The 12,266-nt window shown below is 72.6% G+C and carries 15 protein-coding genes; 5 read left to right on the top strand and 10 right to left on the bottom strand.

Features of this window, described 5'->3' with window-relative positions:
• Positions 1-21: 21 nt before the first annotated feature.
• The 3 genes from AB0M08_RS29815 (at position 22) to AB0M08_RS29825 (ending at position 2,446) form a co-directional block, all read left to right on the top strand.
• Positions 22-543 carry a GNAT family N-acetyltransferase gene (locus AB0M08_RS29815; protein WP_364500216.1) on the top strand — a complete coding sequence of 174 codons (522 nt, stop codon included), beginning with the start codon at positions 22-24 and terminating at the stop codon, positions 541-543.
• 334 nt (positions 544-877) lie between these two features.
• Positions 878-1,267: a hypothetical protein gene (locus AB0M08_RS29820; RefSeq protein WP_364500219.1), complete on the top strand. Its 390-nt coding sequence runs from the start codon at positions 878-880 to the stop codon at positions 1,265-1,267.
• A 252-nt stretch (positions 1,268-1,519) separates the two neighbouring features.
• Positions 1,520-2,446 (top strand): helix-turn-helix domain-containing protein, encoded by a 927-nt coding sequence (locus tag AB0M08_RS29825; RefSeq protein ID WP_364500222.1) that lies wholly within the window; start codon positions 1,520-1,522, stop codon positions 2,444-2,446.
• On the opposite strand, the gene AB0M08_RS29830 is transcribed toward AB0M08_RS29825, so the two are convergent.
• Positions 2,407-3,399: a WYL domain-containing protein gene (locus tag AB0M08_RS29830; RefSeq protein WP_364500225.1), complete on the bottom strand. Its 993-nt coding sequence runs from the start codon at positions 3,397-3,399 to the stop codon at positions 2,407-2,409. The genes AB0M08_RS29825 and AB0M08_RS29830 overlap by 40 nt on opposite strands.
• Before the next feature lie 93 nt (positions 3,400-3,492).
• Here AB0M08_RS29830 and AB0M08_RS29835 point away from each other — a divergent pair, with 93 nt between their 5' ends.
• Positions 3,493-3,894, top strand: a complete 402-nt coding sequence (locus AB0M08_RS29835) for a DUF1761 domain-containing protein (protein ID WP_364500228.1) — start codon at positions 3,493-3,495, stop codon at positions 3,892-3,894.
• Positions 3,895-3,989: 95 nt separating this feature from the next.
• On the opposite strand, the gene AB0M08_RS29840 is transcribed toward AB0M08_RS29835, so the two are convergent.
• The 7 genes from AB0M08_RS29840 to AB0M08_RS29870 all read right to left on the bottom strand — a co-directional run bounded on the left by AB0M08_RS29840 (position 3,990) and on the right by AB0M08_RS29870 (position 9,330).
• Entirely contained in the window at positions 3,990-4,382 is a 393-nt protein-coding gene (locus AB0M08_RS29840) for a VOC family protein (protein WP_364500231.1), read from the bottom strand.
• Between the two features lie 169 nt (positions 4,383-4,551).
• A complete protein-coding gene (locus AB0M08_RS29845; protein WP_364500233.1) occupies positions 4,552-4,851 on the bottom strand; it encodes a hypothetical protein in 300 nt (99 codons plus the stop codon).
• A gap of 116 nt (positions 4,852-4,967) precedes the next feature.
• Positions 4,968-5,846: a dioxygenase gene (locus AB0M08_RS29850; RefSeq protein ID WP_364500236.1), complete on the bottom strand. Its 879-nt coding sequence runs from the start codon at positions 5,844-5,846 to the stop codon at positions 4,968-4,970.
• On the bottom strand, positions 5,843-6,811 hold the full coding sequence (locus tag AB0M08_RS29855; protein ID WP_364500239.1) for a maleylacetate reductase: 969 nt from the start codon (positions 6,809-6,811) through the stop codon (positions 5,843-5,845). The genes AB0M08_RS29850 and AB0M08_RS29855 overlap by 4 nt, the downstream gene beginning before the upstream one ends.
• Positions 6,812-6,920: 109 nt before the next feature.
• Positions 6,921-7,280: a hypothetical protein gene (locus AB0M08_RS29860; protein WP_364500242.1), complete on the bottom strand. Its 360-nt coding sequence runs from the start codon at positions 7,278-7,280 to the stop codon at positions 6,921-6,923.
• Positions 7,281-7,313: 33 nt separating this feature from the next.
• The gene (locus AB0M08_RS29865; protein ID WP_364500245.1) at positions 7,314-8,345 is read right to left on the bottom strand and encodes an alpha/beta fold hydrolase; all 1,032 of its coding nucleotides are present in this window, start codon (positions 8,343-8,345) and stop codon (positions 7,314-7,316) included.
• A 94-nt stretch (positions 8,346-8,439) separates the two neighbouring features.
• Positions 8,440-9,330: a hypothetical protein gene (locus AB0M08_RS29870; RefSeq protein ID WP_364500248.1), complete on the bottom strand. Its 891-nt coding sequence runs from the start codon at positions 9,328-9,330 to the stop codon at positions 8,440-8,442.
• Between the two features lie 212 nt (positions 9,331-9,542).
• Between AB0M08_RS29870 and AB0M08_RS29875 the strand changes: the two genes are divergently transcribed.
• Positions 9,543-10,259 (top strand): hypothetical protein, encoded by a 717-nt coding sequence (locus AB0M08_RS29875; protein ID WP_364500251.1) that lies wholly within the window; start codon positions 9,543-9,545, stop codon positions 10,257-10,259.
• 24 nt (positions 10,260-10,283) lie between these two features.
• Here AB0M08_RS29875 and AB0M08_RS29880 read toward each other — a convergent pair whose 3' ends face one another.
• Positions 10,284-11,528, bottom strand: coding sequence for an MFS transporter (locus AB0M08_RS29880; RefSeq protein ID WP_364500254.1), 1,245 nt, complete (start codon positions 11,526-11,528; stop codon positions 10,284-10,286).
• Positions 11,525-12,166 (bottom strand): winged helix-turn-helix domain-containing protein, encoded by a 642-nt coding sequence (locus AB0M08_RS29885; protein WP_364500257.1) that lies wholly within the window; start codon positions 12,164-12,166, stop codon positions 11,525-11,527. The genes AB0M08_RS29880 and AB0M08_RS29885 overlap by 4 nt, the downstream gene beginning before the upstream one ends.
• Between the last annotated feature and the right edge of the window lie 100 nt (positions 12,167-12,266).

A 12,266-nucleotide genomic window follows, 5' to 3' on the forward strand; every position in this document is an offset into this window, starting at 1 on the left:
CGCCTAGGTATACCTACTGGCATGCACCAGTACCTAGACCCGTCGTCGATCTCCCCATCCGTACGCGACGCCCTGACCGACTGCTGGGTCGCGGTGACCAACGCCGGCGGCGCCGCGGGTTTCCCGTTCCCACCCGTCGGCGCAGCGGAGGTCGCCCCGGTCCTGTCCGCCCTGATCGACGGGTTGTCCCCGGCGGTCTCCCGGTTGGTGGTGGCCACCTCGGGCGTCCGGCCCGTCGGGTGGGTGCTGCTCTCCCGCGATCCGAGCCCGCTGGTCGCGCACTGGGGCACGATCCGTCACCTGCAGACCCATCCCGATCACCGCCGGGCCGGGATCGGCGCGGCCCTGATGCGCGAGGCCCAGCGGATCGCCCGCGACGAGATGGGCCTGGAGCAACTGCGCCTGGCGGCCCGGGGCGGCATGGGCCTGGAAGACTTCTACACCCGTCTCGGCTGGCGGGAGACGGGCCGCTGGCCGAACGCGCTGCGCCTCTCCCCCACCGACACCCGCGACGAGATCCTGATGACGCTGACCCCGTTGTAGCCGTCCCCACGCGGCTGTTCCCGCTCCGATCCGCCGCGCTCCCCCTATAGCTCGCCCTCCACCGGCTGCCACGCACCGAACGACACCCGGGTTCCACCGACCACCGGCTCACGCCTCGCCCAGCGCGCACGCACGCAACCTCGGTCTCCACCCCTTCCACGACCGTACGTAGGGAAAGGTCTTGGCGAGCTCGGCCACGGCACGGACCACCGCCAGGCCGGCGGCCGTCGGCTCACCCCGGGCGATGAAGGCGCGATGCCCGCGGACGCGAGCTGAGAGCCCCCGGGAGCTATCCTCGCGATCATCCTCGATGACTGGGAGACCCGCCGTGATCATGGCTCTCTTGCTGGACCTCGCCAACATCATCGGCGGTCTGCTCCTGGCGGTCCCGCTGCTCCTGCGCCTGCCCACGATCGGGTACGACCTGGGCCGGTTCGCCGCCAGGATCGCCGGCTGGACCTGGATCATCGGAGTCGTCGCGCTGGTCGCCGGTGGCTACTGGCTGCTCGTGCACATCTTCTCGGGCCCCGGGATCCTGCACTTCGAGGTGGTCGGCATCGCCGTCGGGCTGCTGCTGACCTGGGATCGCCTCACCGGCCGCCGGGTACTTCCGGAGAACCCGCCGAACACGCCCGTCGAGGTCTCCGGGCCGGCACTGATCATCGCGATCGTCGGCCTGATCGCCATCGTCGTCGGCGTCCAGGGCCTGTTCACGCCCAACTAGCCCACCCGCGCGGACGGTCCGGTGCTGCCCGCCATGCCCACTCCGTCCGTGACTGACCGGCCCGCCGTCGCTCGACCCCTCCATCCCGGTCGTCCCGCACGAAACGGACTACCACGACAAAAGCGGCCCGCGACCGCGTTCCGTCCGGTGACCGCAGTGCCTCTTTCCGGGGAGATGCCGAGGTCCACCGGTTGAGGACCTCGTGGTGCGGGCACCCTTGGCGAAGGAACGGGGCAGACCGGAAGAGACGCCATGACGACCGTGTTCGAGACCAGCGACGCCGGCGCCGCCGAGCAGAGGCTGATGGACACGTACACCCGGTTCCGGATGAGCATTCTCGGTCACGAGCACTACATGCGGCTGGTGCAGACCCCGCTCGGCGAGTACGTCGCCCTGCAGCACAGCACGTTCGCGATGAGCTTCGACGCCCGGGGCGGCCCGCTCGGTTACCTCCCGGTGGCCCGGGTCCTCGCCGGCACCTCGGCCTTCCACAACCGCGGGCAGCCCACCGACCTGCGCCCCGGTGACGTCTTCCTGGCCTGCCAGCCCGACCGTGACTGGCGGATCGAGGTGGACGGGTTCCAGGCCGAGGGCGCCCGGATCGACCCACTGCTCTTCCTCCGGGTCGCCGGGACGTTACCGCGGTTCTCCGGCTACCGTCCGGTCTCCGCCGAGGCCGCGCGCCGGTGGGACACCACGTTCACGTACGCGCGCGACGTCCTCCGGGACACCGCGGCGCCGGCCGAGCCGCTGCTCGCCGACAGTCTCGCGCAGCTGATCGCGGCCACCACGCTCTGCACGTTCCCGAACGACACGCCGCACAGCCCCACCATCGAGGACCGCCGGGACGCCCATCCGGCCAGCCTGCGCCGGGCGATCGCCTTCATCGACCAGAACGTCCACCGCGACATCGGCCCGGCCGACATCGCGAGCGCGGCCCACGTCACCATCCGCAGCCTGCAGCTGACGTTCCGGCGTCACCTGGACAGCAGCCCGATGGCCTACCTGCGCCGCGCCCGCCTCGACCACGTCCACCGCGAGCTGCGATCGTCGAACCCGGCCACGGCCACGGTCGGCGCGGTCGCCGCACGCTGGGGTTTCGTCAACCACAGCCGGTTCACCGCGCACTACCACGCGACCTACGGCACCACGCCGTCCCGCACCCTGCGCGACGACTGATCCGCCGCACGGCCGCACCGGTCGGCGAGCCGGGCGAAGGCCTCCCCGAGCTCCGCGGGGCCGACCACCTCGATGTCCGCGTCGTAGCGGGCGAACGCCGCCGCCAGCCCCGCCCACGACCAGGACCCCTGGGTCACCCGGCAGCGGTCGCCGTCCAGCTCCTCGACGATGCCGTCCCGGGTGTACGCCGTGATGGCCGTGGCCGGTTTGCCGAGGATCACGGTTCCCCGGCACGGCCAGTCCCCGCCCGCCTCGGTGGCGCCCCGGAAGACCCCGAGCACGTACCCGGCCACGTCCCCGCCGGGCAGTTCGCGGGGCGTGAACCGGGGCCCGTTCGGCGTCCGCAGTGTCATCCGGTCCACCCGGAACGTCCGCCAGTCCCCGCGATCGAGGTCCCAGGCGATCACGTACCAGCGGCCGTCCCGGGTGATCACGTGGTGCGGTTCCGCGCGGCGGGGTGGGGTGTCCGCCCGGTCTGATCCGTACCCGAAACGAAGGATCTCCCGGGAGTGCACGGCCGCGCTGATCGCCAGGAGAAGCCCGCCGTCGACGGTCGTCCCGGCACGCTCGACCGCGGTGACCCGCAGGGAGCCGACCCGGTGCCGCAGCCGGGACGGCATCACCTGGCGGACGGTGGTCAGGGCCCGGCCGGCCGCCTCCCCGGTCCCGTTACCCGGCGTGGTGGCCGCGATCTGCAGGGCGAGGACCAGCGCCACGGCCTGCTCGTCGTCGAAGAGCAGCGGCGGCAGGTCGGCACCCGCACCGAGCCGGTACCCGCCGTCCGGCCCCTTGCTCGCCGCGATCGGATAGCCCAGCTCACGCAGCCGGTCCACGTCCCGCCGGACGGTCCGCAGGCTGATCTCCAGCCGTTCGGCGAGCAGCTGCCCCGGCCAGTCCCGGCGGCTCTGCAGCAGCGACAGGAGCGCCAGCAGTCGAGCGGAGGTCTTCGGCATGCCGTGGATTCTGCCCGGAGTAGGTGCCACACCCTGGCACCCACTGCGGTGAATCTTGTCCCGTACCGCCCCTCGCTGACTACGGAGACACTCATGAACGACGTGAACTGGCTGGGCATCCCGGTCGCCCTGATCGCCGTCACCCTGCTCGGCGGCGTCTGGTTCGCCGTCCTCTTCCCGCGCGCCTACAACGTGTCCCTCGGCCACGCCCCCGACGCCACGCGCAAGCCGACCCCGCTCTTCCTGGCCGGACCGCCCGCGACCAGCCTGGTCATCACGCTCACCAGCGCCGTCCTGCTCGCCGCCCTGAAGATCGACACCTACGGCCCCGCGCTGCTCTTCGGCCTGCTCACCGGCGTCGGCTACCTGAGCGCGAACACGCTCACCATCGCGATCAACCCGAACTTCCCCCACCCGCTCCGCTACGCGACCATCTCCGCGGGCTACAACATCCTCTCCGCCGTCCTGATCAGTCTGATCCTGACCACGGTCTGACCCCTTCGATCAAAACCCTTCCCGGGTACGCCCGGCGCCCCGTTCCCACGAGGCGCCGGCCGCCCGTTCACGCGCTCGCCCTCACGCGCTCGCCCTCACGCGCTCCCGAGAAGATCCCAGCGGTTGCCGGAAATATCCTGAAAGACAACCACTTTCCCGTACGACTCGGTCCGCGGCTCGCCCACGAAGGTGACCCCGGCCCGGAGCATCCGCTGGTAGCTCGCCTCGAAGTCGTCGACCTGCAGGAAGAACCCGACCCGACCCGCGGTCTGGTCCCCCACCGCCTTGCTCTGCCGCTCCCCGTCCGCCCGCGCCAGCAGGATCCCGGTCTGCGCCTTCGGCGGCCGCACCACGACCCACCGCTTGACCCGCCCATCGTTCGTCAGCGACGGCGAGTCCTCCACCAGCTCGAACCCGAGCACTTCGGTGAAGAACGCGATCGCCGGGTCATACTCGTCCACGATCAGCGAAACAAGATCGATCTGCATCCCGGCAGCGTAGCCACCCCGCTCCCCCGACCATCCGGTGACCGACAAGGATCAGAGGTCGCCGCCCTCGATGCCCGCTCATGCCGAGCGGCGGGTCTCGATCGGCCGGGCCGGGCGGGTGCCGGCGACGGTCCGCGCGGGTGTGACGGTGAGCGGGGCATCGCGGTCGCTACAGGTAGGGGACTCCCGCCTCGGTCACGGAGAGGGTCAGGGGGCTGGGTGACGCCCAGCTTCCCGGCTCGGCCAGGGTGTCCGCCAGGTCGGCCGGGGAGTGGCCCGGGGTGACCTCGACCAAGCCACGGGATGCCAGGCGGAGGACGGCCTGGCGGAGCAGCGGGACGGCGTCCGTGCGCTGCTCGGCCGTGCCGTTGCCGGTCCAGCTCGCGATCATCTCGGCGAGTGTGGCATCGCCGTCCGCCTCGTGCAGGACGAAGTACTCGACCACATTGACGCCCACATCGGTCCTCACGCTCGGATAGTAGGTGGTCGCCGCACGTGATGCATCCGAGGGGCGGGCTGCCGGCCGGCGCCCGGGGGTGTCCGGCGCAGAGCGAGACACCCCCGGGCGCCGGCCGGAACCGGGAGCTACGGACGATCGGGGGCCAGGACGATGTCGAAGTGGACCCGGGTCCAGGGGCGTCCGGCCAGGTCACGGCCGTCGGGGGTGGGTGTCTCCGGCGACTGGGGTGTGAAGTCCTTCACCAGGGAGTCCCGTACCCCGAAGACGCTGTCGTGGGCGAGCACCTCGTCGCCGCGTACGAAGATGTGGGTCACCAGAGTGCGCAGACCGGTGGCCTCGACCATGAAGTGCAGATGCGAGGCCCGCAGGGGCGAGCGGCCGGTCGCCGCCAGCAACCGGCCCACCGGGCCGTCGTGCGGGATGGGGTACGGCGTCGGAGCGATCGCCCAGAACCGGTACCGCCCCTCCGCGTCGCTGAACAGGTGACCGCGCGCGGCCACCCGCCCGTCGGGGTACTGGACGTCGTAGAGCCCCTCGTCGTCGGCCTCCCAGACCTCGATCCGGGCGTCCGGCACCGGGCGGCCCTCGGTGTCGGTGACCGTACCCTCCACCCAGCACGGTTCGCCGGGCGCGCCGCCCGCGATGTCGCCGCCGAGCGGGATCGCCGGGGAGTCCTCGACGAAGAACGGGCCGAAGACGGTGGCCTCGGTGGCGTTCGCGTACGCCTCGTTGTTCACCGTGACGGTCTGCATCGAGGCGCCGAAGACGTCGGAGAGCAGGATGAACTCCTGGCGCCGGTCGTCGGTGATGTGACCGGTCGCGGTCAGGAACGCGATCGCCTGCTGCCACTCGGCCTCGGTGAGGCGGACCTCGCGGACGAACGCGTGCAGGTGCCGGGTGAGCGCCCGCATCAGTTCCTTCAGGCGCGGATCGGGGGTGCCGTCGAAGGACGCGACCACCCGCTCGACCAGTTGCGCCTCGCGTTCCTGCTGTTCGTCGCTCAACGGGGCTCCTCTCCCGACCAGGCGTGCTGGAGCAGTTCTCGGAGGTTCTCGCCGGTCACCGGGACCGGGTTGCCGGCCGGGACGACCGGCAGGATCGCGTCGACGGCGGCCGGGATGTCCTCCTGCCGGAATCCATGGTCGCGCAGCGCGCGCGGCGCATCGACCGCGTCCCGCAGCCGCCGCAGCTCGGCGGTGCCGAAGCCGTCCGGCGCGGCGACCGCGTTGAGCGCGAGCACGTGCGGCAGGACGACCGCGTGGGTCTGCGCGTGCGGGAGGCCGAACATGCCGCCGAGCACGTGGCAGATCTTGTGGTGCAGCCCGGAGCCCGCCGACGCGAACGCCACGGCGGCCAGGTACGCGCCGTACAGGGTCTGCTCCCGGTCATCGGCGGGCAGCCCGGCACGCAGCGCCCGGATGCCCTCCAGCGCCAGCGCCCGGTTGATCGGGTCGGCCCGGGGCGCCCACATCGAGTCCACACAGTGTGCGAGCGCGTTCAGCCCGGAGGCGACCGCCATCTCCCGGGGCAGGGTGGCGGTCAGGGCCGCGTCGTAGACGACCGTACGGGGCAGCACTCGCGGGTCGGAGCCGGTGGTCTTGCGACCGTTCTCGGTCATACCCCAGACGTCGGTGGCCTCGGAGCCGGCGAACGTGGTCGGCACCGCGACGATCGGCAGGCCGGTGGTGAGCGCGACCGCCTTGGCCAGCCCGGTCGCCGACCCGCCGCCGACGCTGACCAGCACGTCGACGCCGGCCGCGGCGGCGGCCTCCCGCGCCCTTTCCGCCGTCACGACCGGGACGTGCATGGCGACGTCGGTGTGGTGCAGGACGGCCGGGATCAGCGGCTTGCCGATCAGCATCGGACGGCTGCCGAGGCGGGCCGCCTCCTCCGCGGCGCGCTCCGCGGCCTGACCGGACGCGAACACGACCCGCTGCGGCAGCGTCTCGTGGGTGAAGGTGAGACTCATCGCCCGAGGATCGCACTCATCGCGTCGTGCAGCGCCCCTCAGGGGCCATCGGCGAGCCGCGCCGACCGCCGGTTCGACGTGCGGAAGCGGATCGCCCGGTCACGAGGCACTACCCCCAGGGTGTCGGCGGCACAACCTGAACGCGGAGCCAGGCGTCCGCCGGGAAGAGCTTGCGGGCGATGAGCCAGGCGATCCGGGAGTAGTACGGCCGGGCGGTCGCCTCGTCGATGATCTCCGGGTTGTCGACGCGGTGATCGACGCCCCTGCGGCGGATCGTGCAGCCGCCCGCGGCGAGGACGTTGCGTACCCAGTTGGTGCCGGCGCCCCACGGCAGGTTGACGACGAAGCCGTGATCGGTGGGGATCGCGACGATCGGCACGCTCAGGGCCCGGCCGGTCTTACGGCCGCGGTGGCGCACGACGGCCCACGGCGACCAGCGGCGCCCGGCCAGCGACAGGATGACGTTCATGCACCGGATCCTCCGCTCCCGGCGGGCCGGTCGCTATGGCGGAGTTCCGTCATCTCTTCGCAGGGCGTACGCCACCGCGTCGGTCCGGCCGCGCGCGCCGATCTTGCGGTAGACGCTGGCCAGGTGCCGTTCCACGGTGTGTACGGCGATGCCCAGCCGCCGGGCGATCTCGGTGTTCGAGTCGCCGGACGCGAGCCGCAGCAGCACGTCCCGCTCGCGGGGCGTGAGGATCCGGACCGGGGCAGGGCGGCTGACGACGCCCCGGGTCACGAAGTCGGTGACCAGGCGTACGTCGGCGGCCGGGTCGTCCATGAACAGCGTCGGCGTCGAGCCGGGCAGCTCCACCAGGTGCGCGTCCGGCAGATCCGCCGCGAGACGCCGGAAGACCTCGACCGGGATCTGCTGCTCGCCCTGGCGGTGCAGGACCAGGCTGGGAGCGCGTACGGACGAAAGCTCCGCGGTGACGTCGATCTCCTCGGCGGCGTCGAACCAGGCGCGCGCCACGTCGGCGGTGGTCGCGGTGCGGAACGCCTCGGCGGTCCAGCGGCCGGACGGCGCGGCGTCCCAGCCCAGCCAGGCGGTGGCCGCGGCGTCGGCGAACAGGCCCCAGTCCTGGTCCACCAGGGAGAGCAGCGCCCGGGTCTGCGGCGGGAGCATCGCCTCGCGCATCCGGGGCGCGCCGCCGAAGAGGACCGTACGCGCGACCCGGGCGGGTTCCCGGGCGGCGAAGGCGATCGCGGTGGCGACCGAGTGGTAGTAGCCGAGCAGGGACGGGCGCTCCAGGCCCGCGTGGTCCAGCACGGCGCGCAGGTCCCGCAGGTGGGCGTCGACGCCGAGATCGGTCAGGTCGATCGCACGGCCGGACTGCCCGGTGCCACGGCCGTCGTAGAGCACGACGGTCAGCCGCCGGGCGAGGGCGAGATACGCGGCACGCAGCGCGGGGATGCGCCACTGCGCGACGATGTTGCTGAGCGACGGCATCCAGACCAGCGGCGGGCCCTGGCCGAAGACCTGGTAGCCGATCGTCACGCCGTCGCCGGTGCGGGCGTATCGGACCTCGTGCATCCGCTCATGTTCGCAGCCCGGCTGGGCGCCCGCGTGCCCGCGGCTACCGCCGCCCGTTGCGCAGCAGCCCGGCTGGGCGCCCGCGTGCCCGCGGCTACCGCCGCCCGTTGCGCAGCGGCCCGGCCAGCTCCGCGAAGCGGCGGGCCGTCGCCGCCTCGTCGGTGAGATCGAGGATCGGGCCCAGGGCGGCGGCCCAGCCGTGGCAGAACAGGTTCCAGCCGTCGTACGCCGTCAGGTCGTCGCGCTCCCGTGCCTGCCGGAGGATGGCCAGGTCACCGCGGTAGTTCAGATCCCAGACCACGGCCTTCGGCGGGAATGCGGCGTACGCCGAGAGCGGGCTGCCCGGGCGGTCCTTGCCGAGGCCGGTCGCGTTGACGATCAGCGCACCGGGCGGTGCCGCCGCGAGCAGGTCGTCCCACGGCCCGGTGCCGACACGGACGGTGAGGTCGGCGCCGCGTCGTTGCGCCCACGGCTCCAGGACGGCGCGCAGGTGCCGGGCCGACGCCTCGCTCTGATCGGTGAAGGTCAGCCGGCGCGGGGGCTCGGGACGGGAGAGCAGGTGCCGACCGAGGGCGATCGCGCTGCCTCCGGCGCCGAGGCAGAGCAGGTCACCGCCGTCCGGCCAGATCTCCGCCACGACGCGGCCGATGGAGAGCGGGTCGCGGGCGTACCCGGTAAGCGTTCCGTCCTGCCGCCGGATGGCGCTGACCTCGCCGCACTCGGCCGCGAGAGGGTCCAGCCCGGCGATCAGATCCCGGGCCTCGCGCAGCACGGCGACCTTGTGCGTGGTGATCACCGCCCCGAGCACGTCGTCGTCGGCGGTCAGCTCCCGGATCAGCGAGCGATAGGTATCGGTCGGAGCGCCGAGCGGTACGTCCCGGCCACGCAGCCGGATGGCCCGGCCGATATCGGACATCCAGAGCGGGAAGGCCTCGTTGATCAGGGATTGGCCGGTCGAGACGCCGATGAACCAGAGCGATGGCACCACTCGATCCTCGCATCCCCGCATCAGCGGTGTACCGTGCCGTGCGGACATCGACAAACATTTAAGACAATGTGGAGTTAAATGTGGGTGTTGAGGGCCATCCGGCCGGCGGAGACTTCGCCGATCAGCGCGCCGCCTCTCTGCGAAGAATGTTTCCTAACCGGGCGGTGTTGAGCCCGGCCTCGTCGGTTCCGATCATCGTTCCCGCCCGGGTGTCCGCCCCCACCCTTCCGGCCGCCCCCACCCGCCGCCGCTGGATGGCCGTGGTCGCCGTCGGGGTGGTGGCGATCGTCGCTCCCGGCGCCGTCGCCGGCTTCCGGCTGCTGAGCCATCCGTCCGTCGCGGTCTCCGCCACGGCACCGGCCGAGGCGTTCCCGGTGGTCTCGCTCGGCCCCGAGCCGGGCGCGGCGATCGGCGGCAGCTCCCCGTCGGCGTCGCCCTCGTCGTTCTCCTATTCGGTCGCGCCGTCGGCGTCCGCCTCCGCTTCCGTATCGGCGTCCCCGTCGGCGTCGTCTCCGTCGCCGTCGCGTACGGTCTCGCCGACCCCGACCCGGGTGGCCGCCGCGATCAGCGACTATTCCGCGTGTTCCGGCCGGGATGTGGCGACCTTCCAGGCGACCTTCCGCGACGTTTTCGACTTCTACCACGTCTTCATCGACACGGACGGCGACGCCTCGACCGGCTACCGCGTCCCTTCCGGCGGGATCGGCGCCGACTTCATGCTGGAGAACGGCGCCCTCTACGAGTCGGGCGGCGCGGCCTGGTCGTGGAAGGAGGTCAAGAACTCCCGCCCGGCCACCTCCCACTCCGGCCACGCATACCGCTGGCAGATCCGTTCCCTGTACGGCAACGGCCGCGTGGTCTTCAACGGCTCCGGCGGCGATCCCGAGGTCTACTCCCCCGCCGTGGAGGTCAGCGCCTGCCCGTGAGTCAGCGCCGGATCGCGGTGCCGGTCAGCGCGGTGCGGAGACCGGGACGGCGACCGGATCCCGGCGGTCCATCAGCCTCCAGGTGCGGCGGCGGATCAGCGGGTCCAGGCTGACCAGCAAATACACCGTGGCCACCACGAGGATGCCGCCGACGGCACCGAACGTCGCGGCGAGCACGCCGCCGGCCAGGCCGCCCAGGGGGATGCCGGCCCAGCACAGGCCGCCGACCGCGCCGAGGACGCGGGCCCGCAGGCCGGCCGGGATGCGTTCGAACTCCGCGGCGGAGAGCAGTGGGTTGATCACCCCGATCAGCACCCCGCCGGCGAGGGTGACCGCCACGATGACCGGGAGGCCGACCGGCAGCGTCAGCACGAAGAGCCGCGGGACGGCGCCGAGGAGGAAGGCCGCCGCGAACGTACGCCATCGTGGCAGCCCGGCGCCGTACACCGAGACCAGCAGCGACCCGGCGAACGCACCGGCGCTCAGCACGCCGCCGACCAGCCCGAGGGGCGCGGCCTCGTGGAAGCGCTCGTTCGCCCAGACCGGGAGGAGCACCGCCGACATGGCCTGATCGAGCAGGTTCGTCAGCATCACCATCCCGACGATGCCCCGCAGGAGCGGATCTCGCACGACGAAGCGAAGCCCGGCCGCGAGATCGGCGAGGTAGCCGGGGCCGCCCTCGTGCGGATCGGCGACCGGCGGCCGGACCGGGACCAGGGCAGCCACCAGCGCCGCGGCGAGCAGGAAGCTGGCCGCGTCCAGCGCGATGACGACGGGCGCCCCGGCCAGCGTGATCAGCACCGCGCCCAGGGGCGCCCCGATCAGCGATCCCAGCCGGTACACGCTGTCGGCCAGCCCGGCGGCGCGCTCGGTGCTCCACCCGGCGGCGGCCGCGACGTCGGGCACCATCGCGTACTTCGCGTTGTCCGACGGCCCGCGGCACAGCCCCACCACGCCGACCAGCACGAGCAGGGCCGGATAGCCGAGGTGGCCGGCCGCGTACAGCAGGGGCACCACGCCGAGCACCAGCCCGGCGATCAGGTCACCACCCACGCTGGACACCCGCAGCCCGATCCGGTCGACCAGCGGCCCGCCGAGCACCCGCGCCACGACGAGGGCGCTCATCTCCACGAACGCGGTGACCCCGGTCAGCAGGGCGTCGCCGGTGGTCTGCAGCACGAACCAGGGCACCGCGAGGGCCGACATCCTGGTGCCGGTGACCGATATCGCCTGGGCGGCGAGGAGCCCGTACGCGGACCGCGCCCTCACCCTTCGTCCCCGGCCCGCGCCGCCAGCACGGCGTCCAGCTGGCCGCGGCGCGGGAAGATCTGGAACTGCGTGGTCATCGCGACCCGTTCCGCCCCGTCGCCCGCCCGTTCGGCCGCCTGCTCCCGGTAGCGCAGCAGCAGCTCCATCATCTCGCCGGAGAGCTGCTCGGCCTCGGTGGCGCTCAGGCTGAGCGTGAGGTCGCTCATGCTGCCCGCCCGCACCCACTCCTGCGGCCAGTCGGCCAGCTCCGAGATGGACCGCTCGACGTTCTCCGCGTACATCCGCGCGATCGCACGCAGGTAGGCCTCGCCGAGCTCCCGCTCCGGCGCGTCCGGCTCGGGGGTGTCGAACCAGGTCGAGCGGTGCACGGCCCGCCAGAACCGCTCCCGCCCGTGGCCGAGCTCGGGCGCGTCCGCGACGAAGCCGTGCGCGGCCAGCGTCCGGAGGTGGTAACTGGTCGACGCGCTGGACTCGCCGAACCGAGCGGCCAGCTGGGTGGCGGTCTGCGGCCCTTCGTGACGCAGCGACCCGAGCAGCCGCAGCCGCAGCGGATGAGCCACCCCGCGCAGCGTCCGCGCATCGAGGACGATGTCCTGCCGAGAGTCGTACCCGGGCTTGCTCGCATCGACAACCATCATCCAAAGCTATCTTTGCAAAGAGATCGCTGCAACCGCTCGCCGGCGCACTGCCCGCCTCTGGCCGGCGCTGCGGGGTGCATCGAGATCGCCGATGCACCCC

The organism is Actinoplanes sp. NPDC051851 (assembly GCF_040681165.1).
GTDB lineage: Bacteria > Actinomycetota > Actinomycetes > Mycobacteriales > Micromonosporaceae > Actinoplanes.

Coding starts and splice junctions, on each gene's coding strand:
- AB0M08_RS29815 (WP_364500216.1), top strand. CDS start 22: ATGCACCAGTACCTAGACCCGTCGTCGATCTCCCCATCCGTACGCGAC.
- AB0M08_RS29820 (WP_364500219.1), top strand. CDS start 878: ATGGCTCTCTTGCTGGACCTCGCCAACATCATCGGCGGTCTGCTCCTG.
- AB0M08_RS29825 (WP_364500222.1), top strand. CDS start 1,520: ATGACGACCGTGTTCGAGACCAGCGACGCCGGCGCCGCCGAGCAGAGG.
- AB0M08_RS29830 (WP_364500225.1), bottom strand. CDS start 3,399: ATGCCGAAGACCTCCGCTCGACTGCTGGCGCTCCTGTCGCTGCTGCAG.
- AB0M08_RS29835 (WP_364500228.1), top strand. CDS start 3,493: ATGAACGACGTGAACTGGCTGGGCATCCCGGTCGCCCTGATCGCCGTC.
- AB0M08_RS29840 (WP_364500231.1), bottom strand. CDS start 4,382: ATGCAGATCGATCTTGTTTCGCTGATCGTGGACGAGTATGACCCGGCG.
- AB0M08_RS29855 (WP_364500239.1), bottom strand. CDS start 6,811: ATGAGTCTCACCTTCACCCACGAGACGCTGCCGCAGCGGGTCGTGTTC.
- AB0M08_RS29860 (WP_364500242.1), bottom strand. CDS start 7,280: ATGAACGTCATCCTGTCGCTGGCCGGGCGCCGCTGGTCGCCGTGGGCC.
- AB0M08_RS29865 (WP_364500245.1), bottom strand. CDS start 8,345: ATGCACGAGGTCCGATACGCCCGCACCGGCGACGGCGTGACGATCGGC.
- AB0M08_RS29885 (WP_364500257.1), bottom strand. CDS start 12,166: ATGATGGTTGTCGATGCGAGCAAGCCCGGGTACGACTCTCGGCAGGAC.